Origin of the sequence: Pseudomonas sp. NGC7 (assembly GCF_047159675.1) — a bacterium.
Classification (GTDB): domain Bacteria; phylum Pseudomonadota; class Gammaproteobacteria; order Pseudomonadales; family Pseudomonadaceae; genus Aquipseudomonas; species Aquipseudomonas kermanshahensis.
This window is the reverse complement of record NZ_BAAFZY010000001.1, coordinates 3,582,244-3,602,549: the sequence shown is the minus strand read 5'-3', so window position 1 is coordinate 3,602,549 and position 20,306 is coordinate 3,582,244. Positions and strand designations below refer to the sequence as shown.

Genomic DNA, 20,306 nt, shown 5'->3' with positions numbered 1-20,306 from the left:
ATGTGTGGCGATGCGAACAGTGTAATCAGCCAGGACGAACAGGCAGGCTGTAGAAGGGCAATGCATGATTCACGGTTCGAGCATAGACCGTACCCGGCCGGGTAACACCCCGGCCCTTGATACTGTCATCTAGGTTCGAAATCGGCAGCTGGGAGTACATTTGTACTCCACCATGGATCTCTTCACGCGCCACGTGGATCAAGCAGCGTTTACTGGCATCCCAACACCCTGTAAATCTGCGAAACCACCTGCATTGTCGCCTCTTCCACCGTCCCTTCATTCCGGCACAACACCCACCCCTGCTCCGCCACCGCCCGCTCGAATGCCTCGGTACTGGCCACCTGTTCCCCCAGGTTGAACATCACCGTGCTCCCCAACCCACGCGAGCGCGCCGCAGCCCTCGCCCATGAAACCTCAGGGTCGGTGACCACGCCTACATGCAGGTCTGGCACGCGCACGTTTCGCTCGATGTTCAACCGCAGAATCTCCGCAAACGGCACTGTCCGCCGAAACGCGGCATCGGAGGGGTACCAGCGATCGATCAGGATGATGCTGCCAGGCGGCTGCTTGGGCAGCACATGCTGTGAGATCCAGCTTCGGCTATCGGCCAAGCGCTCACAAACCCCCAATTCCAGTTCCCGGCAGGGGTTTCTGGCAAGTTGGTTGACCAAGGCCATGGTTTCACCCCTGTTGGGGTCGTTATTGCGCTCGCAAAGCCGGATTACCTTGTTGTTGCCTGCCCTCAGTACTTTCGTAATGGCCTCCAGCAAGGTGGTCTTGCCGGTGCCTTTGGGCCCATCCAGAGAAACGAACAGCGGACGATTCATACGGCCGGTATCACTCACATAAGACAATAGAACTCGCTCACCTCTGCAACCTTCTGCCCTTGGGCATCGTATAACCGCGCCTCCGGCGTCAAGGCCATCGAGCGCGCCTCCAGCACGTAGCGCTGGCCCGCCTTGAAGTGCGGGTAGTTGAGGGTCAGGTAGCATTCGCGAACGGTGCTGCCCCCCATCATGCTCATGCCTGAGCCACCGCTGGCCTCGAAGTCGAAACGGACAATCAGCTCATGGCTGCCAGGGCTGACCTGGAAAAAGCGACCGTCGCGCAGGCGCTGATTGTCGAGACGTTCAGCCATCAGCACCCTGTCGTTGGGGAACGGCACTGAGAAATCGACCCAGGCCATCTGCGGGTTGGCGGCCGGCATGGGCGCCTGGCAACCTGCGATTGCTGTGATGGCGAGCAACATCATCAATCGGCGCATGATAGAGCCCTCATGGGATCATCGATCCGCACAGTTCAAACCCACTGAGCTTGCGTGGCCAACCCGAACAGCTCGCGCAACCCATTGATACCCAGTTTACGGTAAAGTCGCTTCACATAGGTGGCCGCGCTGACAGGCCGAACGCCCAGTTGCTCTGCAATCTCTTCCACCGCAAGGCCGCTGAGCATCAGGCGTAGCAGGTCCTGCTCACGCAAGGTCAGCGCCACAGGCTGCTGCTTCATCACCCGCTCGGCCATCAACAACGGCATCTCGCTAGCTTGCAGGTGGGCGTGATAGTGCAGGCGTACAGCCTGAATAAGCAGCGGCGCCAGGGCTTCCAAGTAGTGAATCTCCCGCTGAGAGAACCGCCCATGCTCGCGGCCACGGTAGAAGTTAACTGACAACCACCTGTTGCTTTCGCACAGCGTCAGCAAGGCAACGCGTTCAGAAATCTGTGGCTGCTCGTAGCAAATGCGCCGGTACTCCGGGTGCGTGATGTCCTCGATGGACTGGCGCTGCACAAGGGTGTTGGCGAGGCAGCTGTTTTGGCTCATAGCGAGCTGATTGCCGTCCAGGCCAAAGAAGCGCTGCACATACTTGTTGGAAATCACGGGCAGCGAGACCTCTCGCGCCCGGTCCGCAAAGGAGAACACCTCGGCATTGCGCCGCTTCGGATAAGCAAAGATCGTGCATTGGGCCAATGGCACGCCTGTGCCGATCACTTGCAGCAAATCTGCTGCGAGGAAACGGCTGCGGTTCTGGCCAACCCTGGCAAACAGGTTGGCGGTGTTAGCAATGTTGAGGCTGTGCTCACCACTGCCGGGGCGCAAGGGCCAGTATTGCATGGCGGACTCTCTAAACGTGTCAGGCGCAGGGTTGATGCCAACTACGTACCTGACACTTTATCACCCTTCAAGGCTGGTGCTCTGGCGTCGAGATCGGCAGGCGCAGGGCCAGCAGTGCCCCCAGTATCATCAAGGTAGCGGCATAGGCAAAGCCTGAGCTGAAACTCAAGGTCAGGTCTTTTAGCCAACCGATGACCAACGGGTTGACGGCCGAGCCGATATTGCCCACAGCGTTGATCACCGCAATCCCCACCGCACGGGCATTGAAACTCAACGCCTGGTCAGGCGTGGTCCAGAAGATCGACATGGCGCTGTAGGAACCGCTGGCCGCCATGCATACCCCCAGCAATTGCATCGCGGGGTAGCTCGACACTGCTGTGAGGATCCAGCCTATCGCAGCCATTAGCATGGGCAGCACCAGGTGCCAGCGGCGCTCGCGTGTGCGGTCCGAGTGCAGACCCCAGACCATCATCAGGATGATGGTGCAGACTTGAGGGATAGCGGCCAGTAAACCAATCGACTGATTACTGCTGACACTGTTGAAGCTTTTGACGATCAACGGCGTCCACACGGCAATCATTGCCAATGTATTGACGAGGCAGAAATAAACCAGACAAAACAGCAGGATCCGCGGAGAGGCCAGTTCGCGCCACACACTCCGAGCATCTTGTGTGGCGGCTGCTGAGCCAGAAGCCCGGTCCGCAGACAGGGCGTGGTGCAGCAACGCCTGTTCCTCGCTATCCAGCCACTTCGCCTGCTGCGGGCGGTCATCCAGATAACTGAACACAACGCACCCCATCACCACTGAAGGCAGGCCTTCGAGCAAGAACAGCCACTGCCAGCCCTTCAGGCCCCAGATACCGTCCAAGCCCAGAATGAGCCCGGACAAAGCAGAGCTGAACCCGGCGGTAAACGGCATGGCGATCATGAACAGTGCATTGGCGCGGGCCCGATAGGCCGATGGGAACCAAAAGGTCAGGTAAAGCAATACGCCAGGCAGAAACCCAGCCTCAGTCACCCCCACGAGCATGCGCAACAGGTAAAGCGAGGTGGCATCAGTGGCAAACAGCGTGCACGTGGACGCCAGCCCCCAGGCAATCATCAGGCTGCCAATCCAGCGACGGGCGCCGATACGCGCCAGAGCGATGTTGCTGGGGATACCACAGGCAATGTAAGCGATGTAGAAAAACGTGCTGGCCAGGCCAAATTGAGTACCCGTCAGGCCCAGATCGCCCATCATGGTCAGGCCGGCGAAACCGATGTTGATGCGGTCCAGAAACGACAGCACGAAGCAGACAAACAAGAAGCCGATCAGCCTTTTCGAGATTTTTTTACACACGTGCTGGTAGCGGTCTTCAGCAGCGGCCGTCGAGGTGGCCGCGTTTGCAATATGACAACGCGTCATTGGGGGGCTTCCTGATTATTGTTATAGGAAGGCTCACCGGTTTGAACAGACAAACCGGTGGCAACTGCAAGGGGCGAGCCTGCTAGTTACAGGTCCAGCAATGCTGTGTGCGTCAGCGCCTGGAATTGCTCAGCGTCGCCAAGGGCATGGGCACTGAGCAGCGCCAGTTTCACCAGAAACAGTTCGCGTTTTGCCGCTGAGATTTGATCGAGGGCCCCCGCGAGCTGGTCGTACAGGTGTTCAATGTCGCTAATGGTCAGTTGCTTGTGTTCCATGATGTTCTCACTCCTTGCCCAAGGCGGTTTCGACGGCATCACGCAAGGCGGGCCCAGTGAGGTGCTGCCAGCGGGCGCATACGTGCTGATCTGGGCGCACCAGGTAGGCACCGCCTGCCGCAGCGCCATAACGGGTGCGCAGATGGCCGTTGTGGTCGTCTATCAAGCCGTCAGCGCCACTTACCTCGCGTTGTCGATTACTGGCGATCGCCAGCAACTGCAGGGGGACGCCGTTCTCGCGAAGGGATTGAATCTGTGCCTGAATCTCGCCTGGCACTTCACCCGCATCGGTGAAATACAACAAGTAGAATGCTGCCCCCAGCCTGTCGAACAGGAACTGATCATCGCCTAGGCGAATATTCAGCAGAGGCGCTCCCTGGTGTGGCCCGCAGGTGAAAAGTGAGTTGTCGTCGTGCCTGTAGTTGAGCGCGGAGTCCACATAATCATGCGGTCGAGAGGTACGCCAATGATACAGCGGGCGCACGAAAGCCTGGGTCAGCGACAGCGACAACACGGCATCGCGCAGCAGGCGATAGCCCGAAGTGGGTGGCGTCATGAAGCGGGTACTCTTCCCTGCTTCGGCAATGATCTCGCGCGCGGCCCCCACCCGCTCCGCGCTATATGAGGCAAGCAGGCCCGGGCCGGCGACGCCCTTGATGGTCAGCGCCAGCTTCCAGCCCAGGTCGTGGCAGTCCTGGAAGCCGGTGTTGGCGCCACGCACACCGAAAATGGGCAACAGGTGCGCAGCATCGCCGGTGAAAATGACCCGATCATGCAGGTAATTCGGCAGTGTCAGTGCGCGCGCCGAGTAAACGGAACACCAGTCCAGTTCCCACTGCGGGTTCTCTACCCCTAGGATGCCCAACTGTGCATTGATGCGCGTGCGCAGGGAGTCGGCAGACAAGGCCTGTTCCGGCGTTTCATCGCGCGCCAACTGATAATCGATGCGCCAGATATTGCCCGGCTCGCGGTGCATGAGCACGGTATTGCCCGGGTTCCAATGCGGGTCGAAAAACGCCAGGCGTTCGGTCGGCAGGTCGAGCTCAATCTTGATGTCGGCAATCACAAAGCGCCCTTCGTACGAAGCGCCTTCCAGTTGCAAGCCCAGCAAGCTTCGAATCGCCGAGCGGGCGCCATCGGCCGCAATTACCCAATTGGCTTGCAGGCTGTACTCGCCTGCCGGGGTATCGACCATGAGTGTCGCGTGATCGTCAGCCTGGGTCAGCGCTTTGACCTGGTTGCCCCAGCGCAGCTCGATCATCGGATTGGCCTGGCAGGCGTCGACCAGAAACTGCTCCAGGCAAGGCTGCTGCAGGTTGGTCATGGGCGCGAAGCGGTCGTCCGTGCCGTGCGGCGCCTCCATGCGAAACACCCGTTGATTACGGTAGTAGGAATTGCCAAAGCGCCAGGCCAGGCCCGCCGAAGTGACGCGTTCAGAGAGGCCGACTTGCTGCAGAATTTCCAGCGATCGACGGGTGAAGACGATGGCTCTGCTGCCTTCGCTGACCTGCTGTTCAGACTCCAGAACGACCGACGGTATACCGTAGCGAGCCAGGTCCAGCGCGGTGGTCAGGCCAATGGGGCCAGCACCGACAATCACCACGGGGTATCGCTGCGACCGCGTGGTATTCACGCTGACGGTGTGGGCAGGAAAAACCTGATAATCGAAATAAAGTGAGCGACGAGGCTCGGCTAGGGGGGTGTGCATCGCACTGCATCTCCGGATTGTTATGCTTGTAGGCCTGAGCCATTTCGGATTTGCAGAGGACTTTAAGCGGTGTGCGGCAAATGCATGTCCCCTTGAGGAGACAACTTCACGCAAGACTGACCTTACTCTGCCTCACGCCCCAACACCGCCTTGAGCAACGCATCATTCAAATAGGCCACGTTCAAGCGCGTCCAAGGGTTAACCCGCGCCTGCTCCGGCGCAAAGATATGCCCTGGGGCAATCATGAAGCCCTTGGGCAGTAATTGCCGGGTCAGCTCCCTGGCGTCGTCGACATCGGCAAACCTGGCCCACAGGTACAGGCTTTGCTCGGGCCGCGCGAATACCTCGGCGCCGATCCCGTCGAGCATCTGCAAGCCCGCGCTGGTAGCGGCTTTCAAGCGCTCTTGAAGGCGGATCACGTGGCGCAGGAAGTGCCCTTCGGTGAGGATGACGTCGACCGTGCGCTCGCACAGCTCCGAGGTGCTGGTGTGCAGCAGCATCTTCAGGTCGCCCAGTTCATCGATCACCTCTTTGCTGCCCGCGATAAAGCCCACTCTCAAGGCCGCTGACACCGACTTGGAGAAGCTGCCGACATACAGTGAGCGCTGCAATTGGTCCAGTGCCGACACCTTGATCGCCGCAGCCGGTTTGAAATCGGCCATCGCATCATCGTCCACCAGCAGGAAGTTGTGTTCTTCAGCCAGTTGCACCAACCGATGCGCCTTGCTGGGGGAAATATCAGACCCCGTCGGGTTGTGGCCGACAGACTGGATGAAGAACAGCTTCGGTTTATGCAGGCGCAGGTGCTGCTCCAGCACCTCGATGTCCGGCCCATCTGCCAGCCGAGGTACCGAGAGCATGCGTGCGCCTTGCAACTGCAACTTGCCAAACAGCGGGTAGTAGCCAGGGTCTTCCACCAACACGCTGTCGCCTGGGGCGATGAAGCGGCGAATGATCAGGTCCAGCGCATGGTTGGCGCCGTGGGTGGTGACGATTTGCCTGGGGCTGGCGGTGATTGCATAGCTGGCCAGCTTTTGCACCAGGTGTTGACGCAGGCTGGCGTTGCCCAGGCGGTTGCCATAACGAAACAGCGTGGTGACGCCTGTGCGCATGATTTGCCGGGTGAACTTGTCCAGGCGCATGTCCATCAACCACTCCACCGGCGGAAAGCCCTCGCCCAACGGCGAATGGCCAGGCTCGCGGACGAACTGCTGACGCATCAGCCAAATGGTGTCCATCGCCCGGGTGTAGGGCAGTGGCTCCTCTGGCTCGTTGCTGCGTGGCGCGCCCTGCTTGACGAAAAAACCTTGCCCGTGGCGCGGCTCGACCAAGCCTTGCGAAGCCAGCGACTCATAGGCATTGATCACGGTGTTTTTCGAATGGCCGAACAAACGCATGCACTCGCGCAGGGACGGCAGGCGTTCGCCAATACGGTACGTGCCGTTGCCGATCTGCACTGCCAAGGATGCTGCCAGTTGCTCTGCGAGTGTCTGCCGCGCCATCGCCAGGTGTCCCGAATACCTTGTCTGAACAAAGGGTACAGCTTAGGTACTGTCTGGCCAAACTGTACCTTCTTTCACCAGACAGATCGGACTACGGTGGCGCCAACTCACAACAATAACTGCAAGGTACCCCTCCCCATGAGCATCGACTCCCGCCTGCCCATGTTCCGCGCCATGTCACCCGCTGAGCGCCTCAGCCACTTGCAGGACGCACTCGAACTGCCCCAGGCAGACGTCGCCCTGCTGCGTGACGCCGGCGCGTTGCCGTTGGACATCGCCGACGGCATGATCGAGAACGTGATCGGCACCTTCGAGCTGCCCTACGCGGTGGCCAGCAACTTCCAGATCAACGGCCGCGACGTGATCGTGCCGTTGGTGGTGGAAGAGCCCTCGGTGGTCGCCGCGGCCTCGTTCATGGCCAAGCTGGCACGCGAGGCCGGCGGCTTCAAGACGTCGAGTTCGCTGCCATTGATGCGCGCCCAGGTACAGATCGTCGAGGTCGCCGACCCCTTCCATGCACGCTTGAGCCTGTTGCGCCACAAAGACGAAATCATCGAACTGGCCAACCGCAAGGACCAGCTGCTCAACAGCTTAGGGGGCGGTTGCCGTGACATTGAGGTGCATACCTTCGCCCAGAGCCCGCGCGGGCCTATGCTGGTGGCCCACCTGATCGTCGACGTACGCGATGCCATGGGCGCCAACACTGTCAACACCATGGCCGAGGCCGTGGCGCCCTTGCTGGAAGAAATTACCGGCGGCAAAGTCCGCCTGCGTATCCTCTCCAACCTGGCCGACCTGCGCCTGGCCCGCGCGCAGGTGCGTATTGCTCCAGAGCTGCTAAGTACCGGCGCCTACACAGGTGAAGAGGTCATCGAAGGCATCCTCGATGCCTACAACTTTGCCGTGGTCGACCCGTACCGCGCCGCCACCCACAACAAGGGCATCATGAATGGCATCGACCCGTTGATCGTCGCCACCGGCAATGACTGGCGTGCGGTCGAGGCCGGTGCCCATGCCTATGCATGCCGCAATGGGCACTACGGTTCACTGACCACCTGGGAGAAGGACAGCCAGGGCCATCTGGTCGGCACCCTGGAGATGCCCATGCCGGTCGGCCTGGTCGGCGGCGCCACCAAGACGCACCCCCTGGCGCAGCTGTCACTGCGCATCCTGGGGGTTAAAACCGCACAGGAGCTGGCCGAAATCGCAGTTGCCGTCGGCCTTGCACAAAACCTTGGCGCGCTACGGGCACTGTCGACCGAAGGCATCCAGCGCGGCCATATGGCCTTGCACGCGCGCAACATTGCGCTGTCGGCGGGGGCACGCGGCGACGAGCTGAACTGGCTGGTCAAGCAGATGGTTGAGGCCCGCGACGTGCGTGCTGACAAAGCGGCAGAACTGCTCAAGCACAAGCGGGCGCCGTAATGGAGGCGGTACGGCTGGTCGAGGTGGGTGCGCGGGACGGCCTGGGGTAGCGCGCGCCCTGCTCGCCCAGCGCACAATGGCTTAAACGTCCTCTCTTCACGTTCATAACAATAAAAGCCCGCAAGGGCAGTGGGAGATTCTTCATGAAGTCCGAACTGTACGAAGTCTGGGGCGACACCGTAGACGGTCGCCACCTGGTCTACGCCATCGCCATTGGCGCCGTGGTCAGCCTCGGCGCGTTCTTTACCGCGCAACAGCTGCTGGTGGGTTGGGTGGCGTCGGCGCAAATGGCACGGGCCTACGCAATGTTGGTCGGCATTGTCGGCTGCCTGGTCGGTGGCGGCATCAGTGCCGCGCTGTTCAAGCCCAAGCGCACTGTGGTCGAGCACCTGGCCGACCCTGCCTGGCGGGCCAAGATCCTGGCCGAATTGCAGAACGAGTTCGGCCCGCTGGGCAGCCTCGCCGACCTGCCTGCGGCGACCCTTGCAGAGCTGAAAGAAATGGACCTGTACGACCTTTTCGCCGAGTACGAAAAAGGCCTGCCTGCGCTGCAGAACGACCCGAGCGCCCCCGCTACCGCGCCTGTACAGGCCGCCCCTGCCCACGGAGGCCGGCCATGATCGCCTTGGTGATGGATCAGTTCCTCATAGCCCTGGGCATGGGCATCCTCGGTGCGGTGATCTTTGCCGGCATCGGCCTGATTTCCGGCAGCGACGAAACCACTACCCTCGCCCCCTTGACCCTGCTGGTGGTGCTGCTGGGCGTGCCGGCGGCCGGTGTACTGACGTTCTTCCTGGCCGGTGCCGTGGCCAAGCACATGACCCACGCGGTACCGACCGCGCTGTTGGGTATCCCCGGCGACACCATGGCAACGCCACTGATGCGCGAAGCCAACTTCCTGCGCAACCTGGGCGTGCCGCACATTGCCCTGCGCAAGATGATTTCGGGCGCGGTCATCGCAGCGTTGATCGCGGTACCGATGGCAGTGCTGTTCGCCGTGATGCTGGCGCCGTTCGGCGACATGATCAAACAGGCCGCGCCCTGGGTCTTCCTGCTGGCGGCAGTGGCCATCGCCTGGTTCTCCAAGGGCCGCCTGGCAGCGGTGCTGACCTTGATCCCGTTCGTCATGGTGATTGTCGGCCTGCAAAGCCTGACCGCGCAGTACGGCGTCAAGCTCAGCGTCAGTTACTTCCTTGGCATCGCTATCGGCCCGTTGATTGCGGCGCTGTTCTGCCTGCTCGCGCCCGCCGAACGCGCCAGCATGCGCCGCCAGCAGGTGCGCACGTTCTCATTGTCGCCCGATGTGAAGCGCTGGGGCGGGTTCTTCCCCAACCCGCTGCGCGTACTGGACAGCAAGCAAACCCTATGGACGGCGATCACTGCCGTTGTCTCCAGCGCCACATTCGTGTTCAGCCCGGTAGCGATGACCGTAATCATGGGCGAGGCCGTCGGTTCACGGATCAAGCACGTCTACCATCGCCTGACCACGGTCATCACCGCGCGCAACGGCGTCACCGAATCGACTTACCTGGCCGAAGCCTTGATTCCGCTGATCGCCTTCGGCCTGCCGCTGAGCCCGGTCGCTGCCGGCCCCGCCGCACCGCTGTTCAACGCCCCGCCCCGTTTCAACGTCGATGCCGCAAGCGGTGAGGTGAATAACCTGCATTCGTTGCTCAGTACCTGGGAGTTTCTGGGCTACGGCATGTTGGCGGTGGTGGTCGCGATCCTGATCGCCTACCCCTTCACCATGAATTACGCGCACCGAGCTGCTGCCTATGTGTCGCGCAACATCAGCCATGAAGCGGTGATCGCGACCTTTGTCGGCCTGATCCTGGTGATTGGCATCTGGGAAGGCGGCCTGTTGGGGTTGCTGGTGATTGTCACCATTGGCCTGCTGGGTGGTTTTCTCTCACGCTTTCTCGGTTTCAACATCGGCGTGCAGTTCATGGGGTACTACACCGCGGTGTTGACCGTGCCGGCGATGATTGCCCTGTTGGGGGTATAAGATCGAGCGCCGCCCGCGCGGCGCTCGATCTACGCACCATTTCCCCAACCCATTTCACTCAATTCCCCAGCCAGCAAATCACAGCCAATCCTGCCCTTCATTGCGCCCATAGGAAAAAAACGCAGGATGTTGTGCGCAGAATTCGCTTGAGATGCACGGCCGCTTTGCCCATGGTGGCCAGCCTGACAGCTATTGCCTGAATAAAAGGCTGCAGGGCGTGGACGCAGGCGCACGACGATGCCTGTGGGTGGGGCGACAATGTCTGCAGTGGCAAACCTTGCACTGCAGCATCATTGCCGACGCCTCCCAGATAATAAGAGAGGACAAGGAAATGCAATCCAACAGTCTGAAGCAAAGCCTGAAACAACGGCACATCACCATGATCGCGCTGGGCGGGGTGATCGGCGCGGGGCTGTTCATGGGGTCGGGCAAGTTGATTGCCTCGGCAGGGCCTGCCGCCATCCTGTCGTACTTTATCGGCGGCATTGTGGTCACCCTGGTGATGTTCATGCTCGGCGAGATGGCCTGCCGCAACCCGGATGCAGGCTCGTTTTCAACCTATGCCAACAGCTATCTCGGCGAATGGGCAGGGTTTACCGTCGGCTGGCTGTACTGGCTCAAGTCGATGCTGACCATCACCTTGGAGGCGGTACTGCTGGGCGCCATCCTCAACGATTTTCTGCCTTGGCTGCCCATCTGGGCCGGCGCGTTCATCATGCTGGTGACATTGATGGCAAGCAACGCCTACTCGGTTAAATCCTTCGCTGAAGTGGAGTACTGGCTGGCCGCGATGAAGGTCGCCACCATTCTGATCTTCATGGTGCTGGGGCTCTCGATTCTGCTCGGCCTGCACAGCAACATCCCTTCCCCTGGCTGGGTCAACCTGACCGCGCACGATGGCTTCATGCCCAATGGCCTGTCGCCGGTCATGGCGGGTGTGGTGGTGGTGATCTTCTCGCTGGGCGGGAGTGAGATCGCTGCCGTTGCCGCCGGTGAATCAGAGAACCCACGCAAGAACGTCATCCGGGCCATCAAGAGCGTCATTCTGCGAGTGATGTTGTTCTATGTCGGCTCGGTGTCGATCCTGATCCTCTGCCTGCCGTGGACAGACACGGAGAACCTGGCGTCCCCGTATGTGTCGTTGTTCAGCCTAGCTGGGTTCAGTGGCGCCGCAGTGGCCATGAAGATCGTGTTGTTCATCTCGTTCATGTCGGTGATGAACTCCTTCATGTTCTCCAACTCGCGCATGCTGTTCTCGCTGAGCCAGCGTGGGCATGCGCCGAAGCTGTTCTCTCGCACCACGTCCAAAGGGGTACCGCTCAATGCGCTGCTGCTGAGCCTGAGCATCTGCCTGTTGATCCTGACCGTGCACTTTGTCAGCGGCGGCGACCTGTTCATGACCCTGGCCAAGAGCAGCGGCACGTTCGTGATGATCGTGTGGATCTTCATCATCGTCGCCCACTTCGCCATGCGCTGGAAAACCCGGCATGAAGCGGTCGACCCTACGGCGTTCCGGGCGTGGTTCTTCCCTTACGCCAACATCGTTGCGCTGTTCGCACTGCTGGCGGTGATTATCACCCAGGCATTCGACCCGGCTTCGCGGTTCCAGTTCTGGTTCACCTCGGTGACCTCACTGGTTGTGCTGGGAGCGTACCTGGTGATGCGTAATCGGCTGGCGGGGAAGACAGTTGGCTACGTAGGTAGCTGATGGTCAGCCTGATCCCAGCCCATAGGGCTGGGACAGGCACTACATAACCCGCCGTGCATCCCTGCGCACGGCCTGCGGCGGCACGCCAAAGCCGCGCATGAACACCTCACGCATATGGCGGCGATCCCTGAACCCCGTTTCCCTCGCCACCGTATCCAGGCTGTGGCGGCTTTGCTCGATCATCAACCGGGCGGCCTCCAGGCGCAGGCTTTCCACCGCCTTGGCCGGTGATTGCCCCGTCTCCGCAGTAAACACACGGGTGAATTGCCGGGGGCTCAGGTGCACCACATCCGCCAGTTCCTCAACACTGAGCGGGCGGTTAAGGTGCTTGCGCGCGTAGTCCAGCGCGCTCTGGATGCGGTCTGACTTGGGCGCCAGCGACAACAATTCCGAATGCTGCGACTGGCCGCCAGAGCGGCGTTGATGCATCACCAGCTTGTGCGCAATAGAACGAGCAAGCTCAGCCCCCAAGTCCTTTTCCACCATCGCCAGCGCCATGTCCAGCGCGGCGGTCATCCCGGCCGAGGTCCACACAGGGCCGTCAACGATGAAGATACGGTCGTCCTCGACCGTGATTCGCGGGTGCATGCGCTGCAAGGCTTTGGCGTAGGCCCAGTGCGTGGTGGCGCGACGGCCCTTCAGTACACCCGCTTGGGCGAGCACAAATGTACCGGTGCACAACCCAGCAGTGCGACGCGCACCGTCGACAAACCCCCGCACGCTTTTCAGCACGTCGTCGGAAGGCGGCGTCAACGGGGTCAGTGTACCGGTGACCATCCAGCTGTCAGCAAGGCCCGGCGCCCCTAAGGGCAACGTATCGATGTGCATCCCTAAAGAAGAACGCACAGTCCCCCCGCCGATTGAGTAGTTCTGAATCCTGTAGACCTCTTCGCCCGCCACAAGGTTGGCGAACTCGAACACGGTCTGCGTTGCCAGGGACATGACCTGGAAGCCCTCCGTGATCAGATAGCCGACTCGATGCATTGCTGTGCTCCTTAACGCCATGTCCTGAATCAGTACTTTATGCGTCATTTAAGCCGCAGGCAAACTTGAGCATCATGGCGCCAGTCCCTACCCGCGGAGCTGCACCATGACCCAAACCGTTCGCTCCGCCATTTTCACCCCCAGCGTGAAAGTCTTACTTCATTCAGCGGGTTTCTGGACTAAACCCAAGCGGATAGCCTGCGCCCAACTTCCCATTCCACTGAGGTAATGCCAATGAAGGCCGTCGTATACACCCAAGCCGGTTTGCCGATTCAAGACCCACATTCGCTGTTCGACACAGACCTGCCCAAGCCAACACCCGGCGCCCGAGACCTGCTGGTCGAGGTCAAGGCCATTGCCGTCAACCCGGTCGATACCAAAGTGCGCGCCTCACGCCAGACCGGCCAGCCACAGGTATTGGGGTGGGACGCGGTGGGGATCGTGCGCGAAGTAGGCGCCGAGGTCACATTGTTCCAGCCAGGCGACGAGGTCTTCTATGCCGGCGCCATCGATCGCCCGGGCAGCTACAGCGAATATCACCTGGTCGACGAACGCATTGTCGGGCACAAACCGCGTAGCCTCGACGATGCCAGTGCCGCCGCGTTGCCATTGACCTCCATCACTGCCTGGGAACTGTTGTTTGATCGACTGGGTATCGCGCCGAGCGGTGGCGTGGGGCAAAGCCTGTTGGTGATCGGGGCTGGCGGCGGCGTCGGCTCAATCCTGGTGCAACTGGCCCGGCAGCTCACGCAACTCACGGTCATCGGCACCGCCTCCCGGCCCGAAACCCAGCAATGGGTCAGCGAACTGGGTGCCCACCATGTCATCGACCATTCGGCTTCGATCGCCTTGCAACTGGAAGCACTTGGGGGCAATCCTGTTGATTATGTGATCAGCCTGACGCATACCGATACCTACCTGCCGCAGCTTGTGGAGGTGCTTCGCCCACAAGGCAAACTCGCACTCATCGATGACCCCGCGCAGTTGGACGTCATGCCACTCAAGCGCAAATCGCTGTCGCTGCACTGGGAACTCATGTTCACGCGCTCGCTTTACCACACCGAAGACATGATCAAACAACACCAGCTACTCGAGAAGGTATCAGCGCTTATCGACGAAGGTGTACTCAAGACCACCGTCGGCGAGCACTTCGGCACCATCAACGCGGAAAACCTCAAGCGTGCCCATGCCCTCATAGAGCGTGGCCAGGCCCGGGGCAAGATTGTTTTGGAAGGTTTCTGATCCCGGCACACTGTTGCAACTTCCAAGAGGGCCAACTTTGCGCTGGCCCTCTTGCGCCCCTGATGACGAAGCGTAACGCGCCCGCTAGAATCAAACGCTGAATGTGACCGTAAACACTTCGTTTGCCTGAAACTGTTCGGCGGTCATGCAGGCAGCCGGTGTCTGGTAAACCGGCAGGGGCCGCCTATGACTTTGCAACCTCCCGTCAATCTGACCAACTGCGATCGCGAACCCATCCAGATTCCGGGCAGCATCCAGCCGCACGGTTGCCTGTTGGCCTGCAATGCGGCAGCAAGCGTGGTGCTGCGTCACTCCGCCAATACCCCAGGCATGCTGGGCGTTGCCGGGGACATCAACGGTCAACGCCTCGAAGCAATTATCGGCACCGAGGCTGCGCATACCCTTCGCAACGCACTGGCACGGGTCAAAGAGGGCACTCGCCCGGCACTGTCGTTTGCCGTGAGCCTGCCGTCCGGTCAGGCGTTCGATATTGCCGCGCATATTTACAAAGGCACCGCCATCCTCGAGTTCGAGCCCTGCGGTGCAAGCATCGCCGAGCCGATTGAGCTGGTCCGCACCGTCATCGCCCAACTGCGCGAGATCGACCGCTCCGAGAAGCTATTCGCCGACACTGCCCGACGTGTGCGAGCACTGCTGGGCTATGACCGGGTGATGATCTACCAGCTTGGCGTTGACGGCGCTGGCAAGGTGATTGCCGAGGCCAAGCGCAGCGGCCTGGAAAGCTTTTTGGGGCAGTACTTCCCCGCGTCCGACATTCCGCAGCAGGCGCGCGCCCTGTACCTGCGCAATCCGGTCCGCATCATTTCCGATGCCCAGTTCAAGACCGTGCCCATCACCCCTGTGCTGGACCTGAATGGTGAACCGCTCGACCTGTCCTACGCGCACCTGCGCAGCGTCTCACCCATTCACTGCGAGTACCTGAGCAATATGGGCGTGGGCGCGTCCATGTCCATTTCGATCATCGTCGACGGCGCGCTCTGGGGGCTGATTGCCTGCCACCATTACGCACCCCGCACGTTGTCCATGGGCCAACGCGTCGCGGCAGAAATGTTCGGCGAATTTTTCTCGTTGCATATCCAGACTCTGCGCGCCAAGCAAAGCCTGGAGGCCGCCGCCTACGCACGCGAAGTGCTCGACAACCTGCTGCGTGATGCACACCGCACCGCCGACTTCGAGGAACTGCTGCGTGCTCGCATGACGGACTTCAAGGCGCTCATCCCCTGCGACGGCATCGGCATGTCGCTGCAAGGCCGCTGGACCGCTGAGGCACTGACACCGCCAAACGTGGCGTTACCCAGCTTGTTGAGATTCGCCGAAGGTGTCGCCGAGGGCCGTACCTGGGCTTCGAACTGCCTCTCGATGGCGCACCCACCTGCCCAGGATTACGCCGTCGACGTTTCGGGCGTGTTGGTCATTCCGATGTCACAGCAGCCCCGGGATTACCTGATGCTGTTTCGCAAAGAGGTGATCGAGACCCTGGATTGGGCCGGCGACCCCAACAAAACCTACGACAGCGGCCCGTTAGGTGAACGCCTGACGCCACGCAAGAGCTTCGCGGTGTGGAAACAGACCGTTCACCACCACTCACAGCCTTGGTCCGAGCAAGACCGCCAGTTTGGCGAGGCCATCCGCGCCGCGATAGTCGAGGTGGTGCTGCATAACAGTGAGCTCATGGCCGACGAGCGCTCCAAGGCGGACGTCCGCCAACGGATGCTCAACGAAGAGCTCAACCACCGGGTGAAGAACATTCTTTCGCTGATCGGTGCGCTGGTGGCCCACCCCACCGCCGAAAACCAGACCCTCAACAGCTACGTGGCAACGCTCAAAGGCCGCATTCAGGCGCTTTCCCTGGCGCATGACCAGGTCGTGCGAGGGGATGGCGGTGGGCGCTTCTCCACGCTTCTGGAAGCCGAGCTGTCGCCCTACCGCACCTCGGCCGATGTCATCGAGCTGAACGGCCCCAGCCTGCTGCTTGATGCCCGCGCCTACTCGGTGCTGGCCTTGGTGCTCCACGAACTGGCGACCAACGCCGCCAAGTACGGCGCGCTGTCTCGGGCAGGTGGCAAGCTGGCCGTGAGTTGGCAGGTCGATGTGAGTGGGGCGTGCGACATCACGTGGCGCGAAAGCGGTGGGCCAACGGTTCGCCCACCCAGCCGAAGTGGTTTCGGTTCGGTGCTGATCGAACGCAGCATCCCCTTCGACCTCGGCGGCACCAGCACGCTCGAATACAGGCCAGAAGGGCTGCAGGGGTATTTCAAGATCCCTGCCAAACACCTGACCCAGGTCGAAACGGTCGATGCCGTTGCGCCAACGGTGCCACCGGCTGCGCCTCATGTCAGCGGCTCGGACCTGGTCAAATCCTGCGTGCTGATTCTCGAGGACCAGCTGGTTATTGCAGTAGGCCTCGAACAGATTCTGGCCGATGCGCTGGTCGAAGACGTGATTACCGCAAGCTCCGAAGCCGAGACGATGAAGCTGCTCGCCAGCCGCAGGCCGGATGTCGCGGTGCTGGATATCAACCTGGGGACGGGCACGTCGATTGCCGTCGCCGAAGAACTCACGCGCAAAAACATCCCGTTCCTGTTCGCCACCGGCTATGGCGACAGCATCAGCATTCCTGCGCATTTGAAGCACGTCCCTGTTGTGCGCAAGCCCTACGATGCCCTGTCGATTCTGACGAATCTGGAAAGCCTGATCGACAGCAGGCAGTAGGCAGCGGGAGCAAACGATCGCCCGCTGCCTACCTTGGCCCAGAATCACGCCCTAGACCTGAGCCTGACCACCATCGACAAACAGTTCGGCGCCATTGACGAAACTTGAGTCATCGCTCGCCAGGAAGACGGCGGCATTGGCAATTTCCACAGGCTCACCCACACGCCCCAGTGGCACCTGGGCGGCCAGGTAGTCCAGCAACCCCTGCTGTTGCTCTGCATCGGGGCCCGCCAGGTCAACCAGGCCTGGGGTTCGCGTGGCACCTGGGCTGAGGGTGTTGACCCTGACCCCGCGGTCCTTCAGGTCGAGGATCCAGCTGCGTGCGAATGCCCGAACGGCGGCCTTGGACGCCGAGTACACGCTGAATGCCGCAGTCCCGGAGCTACCGGCGGTAGAGCCCGTAAGAATGACGGAAGCGTTCGGCGCCAACAACGGCAACGCTTTCTGCACCGTGAACAGCACACCTTTGACGTTGCGGTCGAACGTATCGTCGTAGTGGGCCTCGGTGATGTCTCCCAAGGGGAGCATCGAGCCGCCACCCGCGTTGGCGAACAGCACATCCAGACGCCCCTGTTGCTGGCCGATTTGGGCATACAGTGCGTCCAACTGGTCAAGCCGGGTCGAATCGACGGCGATGCCGGTGGCGTTACCGACCAGCGCTACGGCCTTGTCCAGCTCGCTCTGGCGGCGGCCGGTGATGTACACATGGGCGCCCTCCTCTGCGAAACGTTTGGCGGTGGCCAGGCCGATACCGGTGGTGCCGCCGGTTACCAGTGCGATCTTGCCTTCAAGTTTGTTGCTCATGGTGTTTCTCCCGAGGGGTAGTGATTGGGTGTGGGAGAAGCTTATCGACGCACCGATATTTTCAAAATAGAATCATTTGAAACTCATCATTGCAGATATGAAATGGCAAGAATTCCCGATTTTGAAGGGCTGGCAATGTTCGCCAAAGTGGCGGAAGAAGGTTCCTACGCAGCGGCAGCGCGCGCCATGGGCGTGTCGGTACCGACGGTATCGCGTGCGGTGGCGCGTCTAGAGGCACGCTTGGGCGGTCGTCTGTTCAATCGCACGTCACGCCAGCTTTGCGTCACCGAGTTCGGCCAGCGCATGGTCGAACAGGCCAGCGCGTTGTACCGCCAGGCAGAAGAGATGGAAAGCGCCGCCCAGGAGATGTCGGTGCAGCCAAGGGGCTTGGTGCGCCTGGCGGTGCCTATGTCATTCGGCTTGCGCTGGGTAGCGCCGCTGCTGCCCGCGTTGATGACCAGGTACCCCCAGTTGGAACTCGACCTTCACTTGTCAGATTCGACAGTCGATCTGGTTGCCGAGGGGTTCGATGCAGCACTGCGTATTGCAGCACTGCCGGATTCGTCCTTGGTGGCGAGACGTATCTGTGCGGTCACGCAATACCTGGTAGCCGCGCCGTCATACCTTGCGCGTCATGGGCGGCCTGAGCACCCACGCGACCTGGTTGACCATGCGTGCATGAGCTACGTCTACCGCGCCCGCAGCCAGGTTTGGCGGTTCACCCACAGTGACGGCACCGAACAAGACGTCGTGCCGCGGGGGCCCCTGCGTGTGACCAATTCTGATGCGTTGGTGGCGCCCTTGCTGGAGGGCTTGGCGATCGCCGAATTACCGGATTTCATCGCCTCCGAATACTTGGCGGACGGCCGCCTTGAGCACCTGCTACCCACGTGGAGCATGACCCAAGGCGGCTTGTATTTCGTCACACCCTCAGCCCGAAGCCGGCCGAGAAAGGTCCAGGCCTTGGCTGATTTTTTCATCGAGCGGATGGCCGGGTCACAATGGCTGACGCCAAACGTGACCTGACGGTGGCTCAATTATCCAGTTCATCCTTGGTGATGTTGCCGGAGTGGGGGTCAACGTGGAATTCGTACTGCTTGCCATCGGCCTTGATGCCCTCGCCTTCCCAGTGGCCGTCATCCGCTTCAATCTTGGTGATCTGGGTGTAGCCGGCGCCTTTAAGCACCGTCTCTGCCTGGTCTTTGTTCACCTTCCAGTCTGCACCTGGTTGGTCAGCCCACGCGGCACTAGCGCCCAGTGCGCCAACCAGTGCCAACCCCGTCAATACGCGCGTCATGGTTTTCATCGTCAACATCCTTTTTGCCTGAGTTAAAGGATGCGACCTGGGCGCTGTCGTTTCGGTTCAATCATCGTTACGCTTGCAGCCACGTTCATTACACAAAGGGTTGACGGTGCACTCCTCCGAACGTTTGAAGGGCATTGACGTTTTTGTCTGCGTGGCAGACCTCGGCAGTTTTGCCGCGGCGGCGCAGCGCCTGAACCTGACCAGCTCGGCTGTCAGCAAAGGTGTCGCGCGGCTGGAAGCTCGCCTGGGCTTACGCCTGTTCGAGCGCACGACCCGTCGGCTTGCCCTGACCGATGCGGGGCAAACGTTCTACAAGACCTGCTCACGCGTGCTGGCCGACCTCGAAGCATCGGAATTGGCCCTGCATGAAGACTACTTCGAGCCACGGGGTCGGGTGCGCATCGACCTGCCCGCAGCGTATGGGCGGCTGCATGTCTTGCCGGTCATTATCGACTACCTCAAACGCCACCCCCACTTGCAGCCACACGTGTCCTTTACCGACAGCTTCGTCAACCCGGCCGAGCAGGGTATCGATATCGTGGTACGTATCGGCGGCACGGACGTTTGGCCGGAGGACCTGGGGCACCAGTTCATCGGTGCTCAACGGTTCATCTTCTGTGCCTCACCGGGCTACTTGCAAGCCCGTGGCACACCGGTCGATGAGGCGGACCTGCAAGCCCATGACTGTGTGGTTTATGGGCAGCCCGACGGGGTGGGCAGCCCCTGGCACATGACCGGTATGCAACCGGGTGAAATGGAGCGGCGCTTCATGCCGGCGCGGCTTGCCATCGGCGATGGCGAAGGGGTGGTACAGGCAGTCGTGCAGGGTTTGGGGGTCACTCAGGTGCCCACCTGGCTGGTCAATCAACAGCTGGAAAGTGGCGCGTTGATTGAAGTGTTGCCGCACTTGGCGACAGATGGGCTGCCGATGAACGTGGTTTGGCTCAAAAAACGCGAGACCCTCCCCCGCGTCAGGGCGCTGCTGGATGTGCTGCTGTACGCACTGCGAACAGACGGCCACCGCCTCCCGCCCTGCGATTAGTGAATATAATTCGCGTGCCATCTGAAATATTGCCCGTAATAGGCTTTTTAAGAATTAA

18 protein-coding genes are annotated in these 20,306 nt (G+C 60.9%); 8 read left to right on the top strand and 10 right to left on the bottom strand.

Translation table 11 applies throughout. The annotated features are described in order from the left end of the window. Positions 1-209: 209 nt before the first annotated feature. The 7 genes from ACMCNM_RS16130 to ACMCNM_RS16100 form a co-directional block, all read right to left on the bottom strand. On the bottom strand, positions 210-827 hold the full coding sequence (locus ACMCNM_RS16130; RefSeq protein WP_085272881.1) for a dTMP kinase: 618 nt from the start codon (positions 825-827) through the stop codon (positions 210-212). Positions 828-841: 14 nt separating this feature from the next. Beyond that, the gene (locus ACMCNM_RS16125; RefSeq protein WP_099454204.1) at positions 842-1,264 is read right to left on the bottom strand and encodes a hypothetical protein; all 423 of its coding nucleotides are present in this window, start codon (positions 1,262-1,264) and stop codon (positions 842-844) included. A gap of 35 nt (positions 1,265-1,299) precedes the next feature. Then, positions 1,300-2,109, bottom strand: a complete 810-nt coding sequence (locus ACMCNM_RS16120) for a response regulator transcription factor (protein WP_412764909.1) — start codon at positions 2,107-2,109, stop codon at positions 1,300-1,302. Between the two features lie 67 nt (positions 2,110-2,176). Then, on the bottom strand, positions 2,177-3,514 hold the full coding sequence (locus ACMCNM_RS16115; RefSeq protein WP_412764908.1) for an MFS transporter: 1,338 nt from the start codon (positions 3,512-3,514) through the stop codon (positions 2,177-2,179). 86 nt (positions 3,515-3,600) lie between these two features. Next, positions 3,601-3,789 carry a DUF2783 domain-containing protein gene (locus tag ACMCNM_RS16110; protein ID WP_339547778.1) on the bottom strand — a complete coding sequence of 63 codons (189 nt, stop codon included), beginning with the start codon at positions 3,787-3,789 and terminating at the stop codon, positions 3,601-3,603. Positions 3,790-3,796: 7 nt separating this feature from the next. Then, positions 3,797-5,497 (bottom strand): FAD-dependent monooxygenase, encoded by a 1,701-nt coding sequence (locus ACMCNM_RS16105; protein WP_412764907.1) that lies wholly within the window; start codon positions 5,495-5,497, stop codon positions 3,797-3,799. Between the two features lie 122 nt (positions 5,498-5,619). Next, complete coding sequence (locus tag ACMCNM_RS16100; protein ID WP_412764906.1) at positions 5,620-6,999, bottom strand: PLP-dependent aminotransferase family protein; 1,380 nt, start codon at positions 6,997-6,999, stop codon at positions 5,620-5,622. Between the two features lie 138 nt (positions 7,000-7,137). On the opposite strand from ACMCNM_RS16100, the gene ACMCNM_RS16095 reads away from it, so the two are divergent. From ACMCNM_RS16095 to ACMCNM_RS16080, 4 genes are all read left to right on the top strand, one after another. Beyond that, complete coding sequence (locus ACMCNM_RS16095; RefSeq protein WP_412764905.1) at positions 7,138-8,424, top strand: hydroxymethylglutaryl-CoA reductase, degradative; 1,287 nt, start codon at positions 7,138-7,140, stop codon at positions 8,422-8,424. A 143-nt stretch (positions 8,425-8,567) separates the two neighbouring features. Beyond that, positions 8,568-9,044 (top strand): hypothetical protein, encoded by a 477-nt coding sequence (locus ACMCNM_RS16090; protein ID WP_412764904.1) that lies wholly within the window; start codon positions 8,568-8,570, stop codon positions 9,042-9,044. After that, positions 9,041-10,429: a tripartite tricarboxylate transporter permease gene (locus ACMCNM_RS16085; protein WP_412764903.1), complete on the top strand. Its 1,389-nt coding sequence runs from the start codon at positions 9,041-9,043 to the stop codon at positions 10,427-10,429. The genes ACMCNM_RS16090 and ACMCNM_RS16085 overlap by 4 nt, the downstream gene beginning before the upstream one ends. 331 nt (positions 10,430-10,760) lie before the next feature. After that, a complete protein-coding gene (locus tag ACMCNM_RS16080) occupies positions 10,761-12,137 on the top strand; it encodes an amino acid permease (RefSeq protein ID WP_186678400.1) in 1,377 nt (458 codons plus the stop codon). A 39-nt stretch (positions 12,138-12,176) separates the two neighbouring features. Here the strand turns inward: ACMCNM_RS16080 and ACMCNM_RS16075 are convergent, their stop codons facing one another. Further along, the gene (locus ACMCNM_RS16075; RefSeq protein WP_412764902.1) at positions 12,177-13,121 is read right to left on the bottom strand and encodes a GlxA family transcriptional regulator; all 945 of its coding nucleotides are present in this window, start codon (positions 13,119-13,121) and stop codon (positions 12,177-12,179) included. Between the two features lie 234 nt (positions 13,122-13,355). On the opposite strand from ACMCNM_RS16075, the gene ACMCNM_RS16070 reads away from it, so the two are divergent. Further along, on the top strand, positions 13,356-14,363 hold the full coding sequence (locus tag ACMCNM_RS16070; RefSeq protein WP_412764901.1) for a zinc-binding alcohol dehydrogenase family protein: 1,008 nt from the start codon (positions 13,356-13,358) through the stop codon (positions 14,361-14,363). A gap of 186 nt (positions 14,364-14,549) precedes the next feature. Then, positions 14,550-17,096, top strand: coding sequence for an HWE histidine kinase domain-containing protein (locus tag ACMCNM_RS16065; RefSeq protein ID WP_412764900.1), 2,547 nt, complete (start codon positions 14,550-14,552; stop codon positions 17,094-17,096). 51 nt (positions 17,097-17,147) lie between these two features. On the opposite strand, the gene ACMCNM_RS16060 is transcribed toward ACMCNM_RS16065, so the two are convergent. After that, positions 17,148-17,900, bottom strand: coding sequence for an SDR family NAD(P)-dependent oxidoreductase (locus ACMCNM_RS16060; RefSeq protein ID WP_412764899.1), 753 nt, complete (start codon positions 17,898-17,900; stop codon positions 17,148-17,150). Positions 17,901-18,002: 102 nt separating this feature from the next. On the opposite strand from ACMCNM_RS16060, the gene ACMCNM_RS16055 reads away from it, so the two are divergent. Next, positions 18,003-18,926: a LysR family transcriptional regulator gene (locus ACMCNM_RS16055; protein WP_412764898.1), complete on the top strand. Its 924-nt coding sequence runs from the start codon at positions 18,003-18,005 to the stop codon at positions 18,924-18,926. A 7-nt stretch (positions 18,927-18,933) separates the two neighbouring features. Here the strand turns inward: ACMCNM_RS16055 and ACMCNM_RS16050 are convergent, their stop codons facing one another. Next, positions 18,934-19,206, bottom strand: a complete 273-nt coding sequence (locus ACMCNM_RS16050; protein ID WP_027593326.1) for a PepSY domain-containing protein — start codon at positions 19,204-19,206, stop codon at positions 18,934-18,936. A 106-nt stretch (positions 19,207-19,312) separates the two neighbouring features. On the opposite strand from ACMCNM_RS16050, the gene ACMCNM_RS16045 reads away from it, so the two are divergent. Continuing rightward, on the top strand, positions 19,313-20,248 hold the full coding sequence (locus ACMCNM_RS16045; protein WP_412764897.1) for a LysR family transcriptional regulator: 936 nt from the start codon (positions 19,313-19,315) through the stop codon (positions 20,246-20,248). Positions 20,249-20,306 lie beyond the last annotated feature (58 nt).

Coding starts and splice junctions, on each gene's coding strand:
- ACMCNM_RS16055 (WP_412764898.1), top strand. CDS start 18,003: ATGGCAAGAATTCCCGATTTTGAAGGGCTGGCAATGTTCGCCAAAGTG.
- ACMCNM_RS16115 (WP_412764908.1), bottom strand. CDS start 3,514: ATGACGCGTTGTCATATTGCAAACGCGGCCACCTCGACGGCCGCTGCT.
- ACMCNM_RS16050 (WP_027593326.1), bottom strand. CDS start 19,206: ATGAAAACCATGACGCGCGTATTGACGGGGTTGGCACTGGTTGGCGCA.
- ACMCNM_RS16075 (WP_412764902.1), bottom strand. CDS start 13,121: ATGCATCGAGTCGGCTATCTGATCACGGAGGGCTTCCAGGTCATGTCC.
- ACMCNM_RS16110 (WP_339547778.1), bottom strand. CDS start 3,789: ATGGAACACAAGCAACTGACCATTAGCGACATTGAACACCTGTACGAC.
- ACMCNM_RS16095 (WP_412764905.1), top strand. CDS start 7,138: ATGAGCATCGACTCCCGCCTGCCCATGTTCCGCGCCATGTCACCCGCT.
- ACMCNM_RS16130 (WP_085272881.1), bottom strand. CDS start 827: ATGAATCGTCCGCTGTTCGTTTCTCTGGATGGGCCCAAAGGCACCGGC.
- ACMCNM_RS16125 (WP_099454204.1), bottom strand. CDS start 1,264: ATGCGCCGATTGATGATGTTGCTCGCCATCACAGCAATCGCAGGTTGC.
- ACMCNM_RS16120 (WP_412764909.1), bottom strand. CDS start 2,109: ATGCAATACTGGCCCTTGCGCCCCGGCAGTGGTGAGCACAGCCTCAAC.
- ACMCNM_RS16080 (WP_186678400.1), top strand. CDS start 10,761: ATGCAATCCAACAGTCTGAAGCAAAGCCTGAAACAACGGCACATCACC.
- ACMCNM_RS16100 (WP_412764906.1), bottom strand. CDS start 6,999: ATGGCGCGGCAGACACTCGCAGAGCAACTGGCAGCATCCTTGGCAGTG.
- ACMCNM_RS16060 (WP_412764899.1), bottom strand. CDS start 17,900: ATGAGCAACAAACTTGAAGGCAAGATCGCACTGGTAACCGGCGGCACC.
- ACMCNM_RS16070 (WP_412764901.1), top strand. CDS start 13,356: ATGAAGGCCGTCGTATACACCCAAGCCGGTTTGCCGATTCAAGACCCA.
- ACMCNM_RS16065 (WP_412764900.1), top strand. CDS start 14,550: ATGACTTTGCAACCTCCCGTCAATCTGACCAACTGCGATCGCGAACCC.
- ACMCNM_RS16105 (WP_412764907.1), bottom strand. CDS start 5,497: ATGCACACCCCCCTAGCCGAGCCTCGTCGCTCACTTTATTTCGATTAT.
- ACMCNM_RS16090 (WP_412764904.1), top strand. CDS start 8,568: ATGAAGTCCGAACTGTACGAAGTCTGGGGCGACACCGTAGACGGTCGC.
- ACMCNM_RS16085 (WP_412764903.1), top strand. CDS start 9,041: ATGATCGCCTTGGTGATGGATCAGTTCCTCATAGCCCTGGGCATGGGC.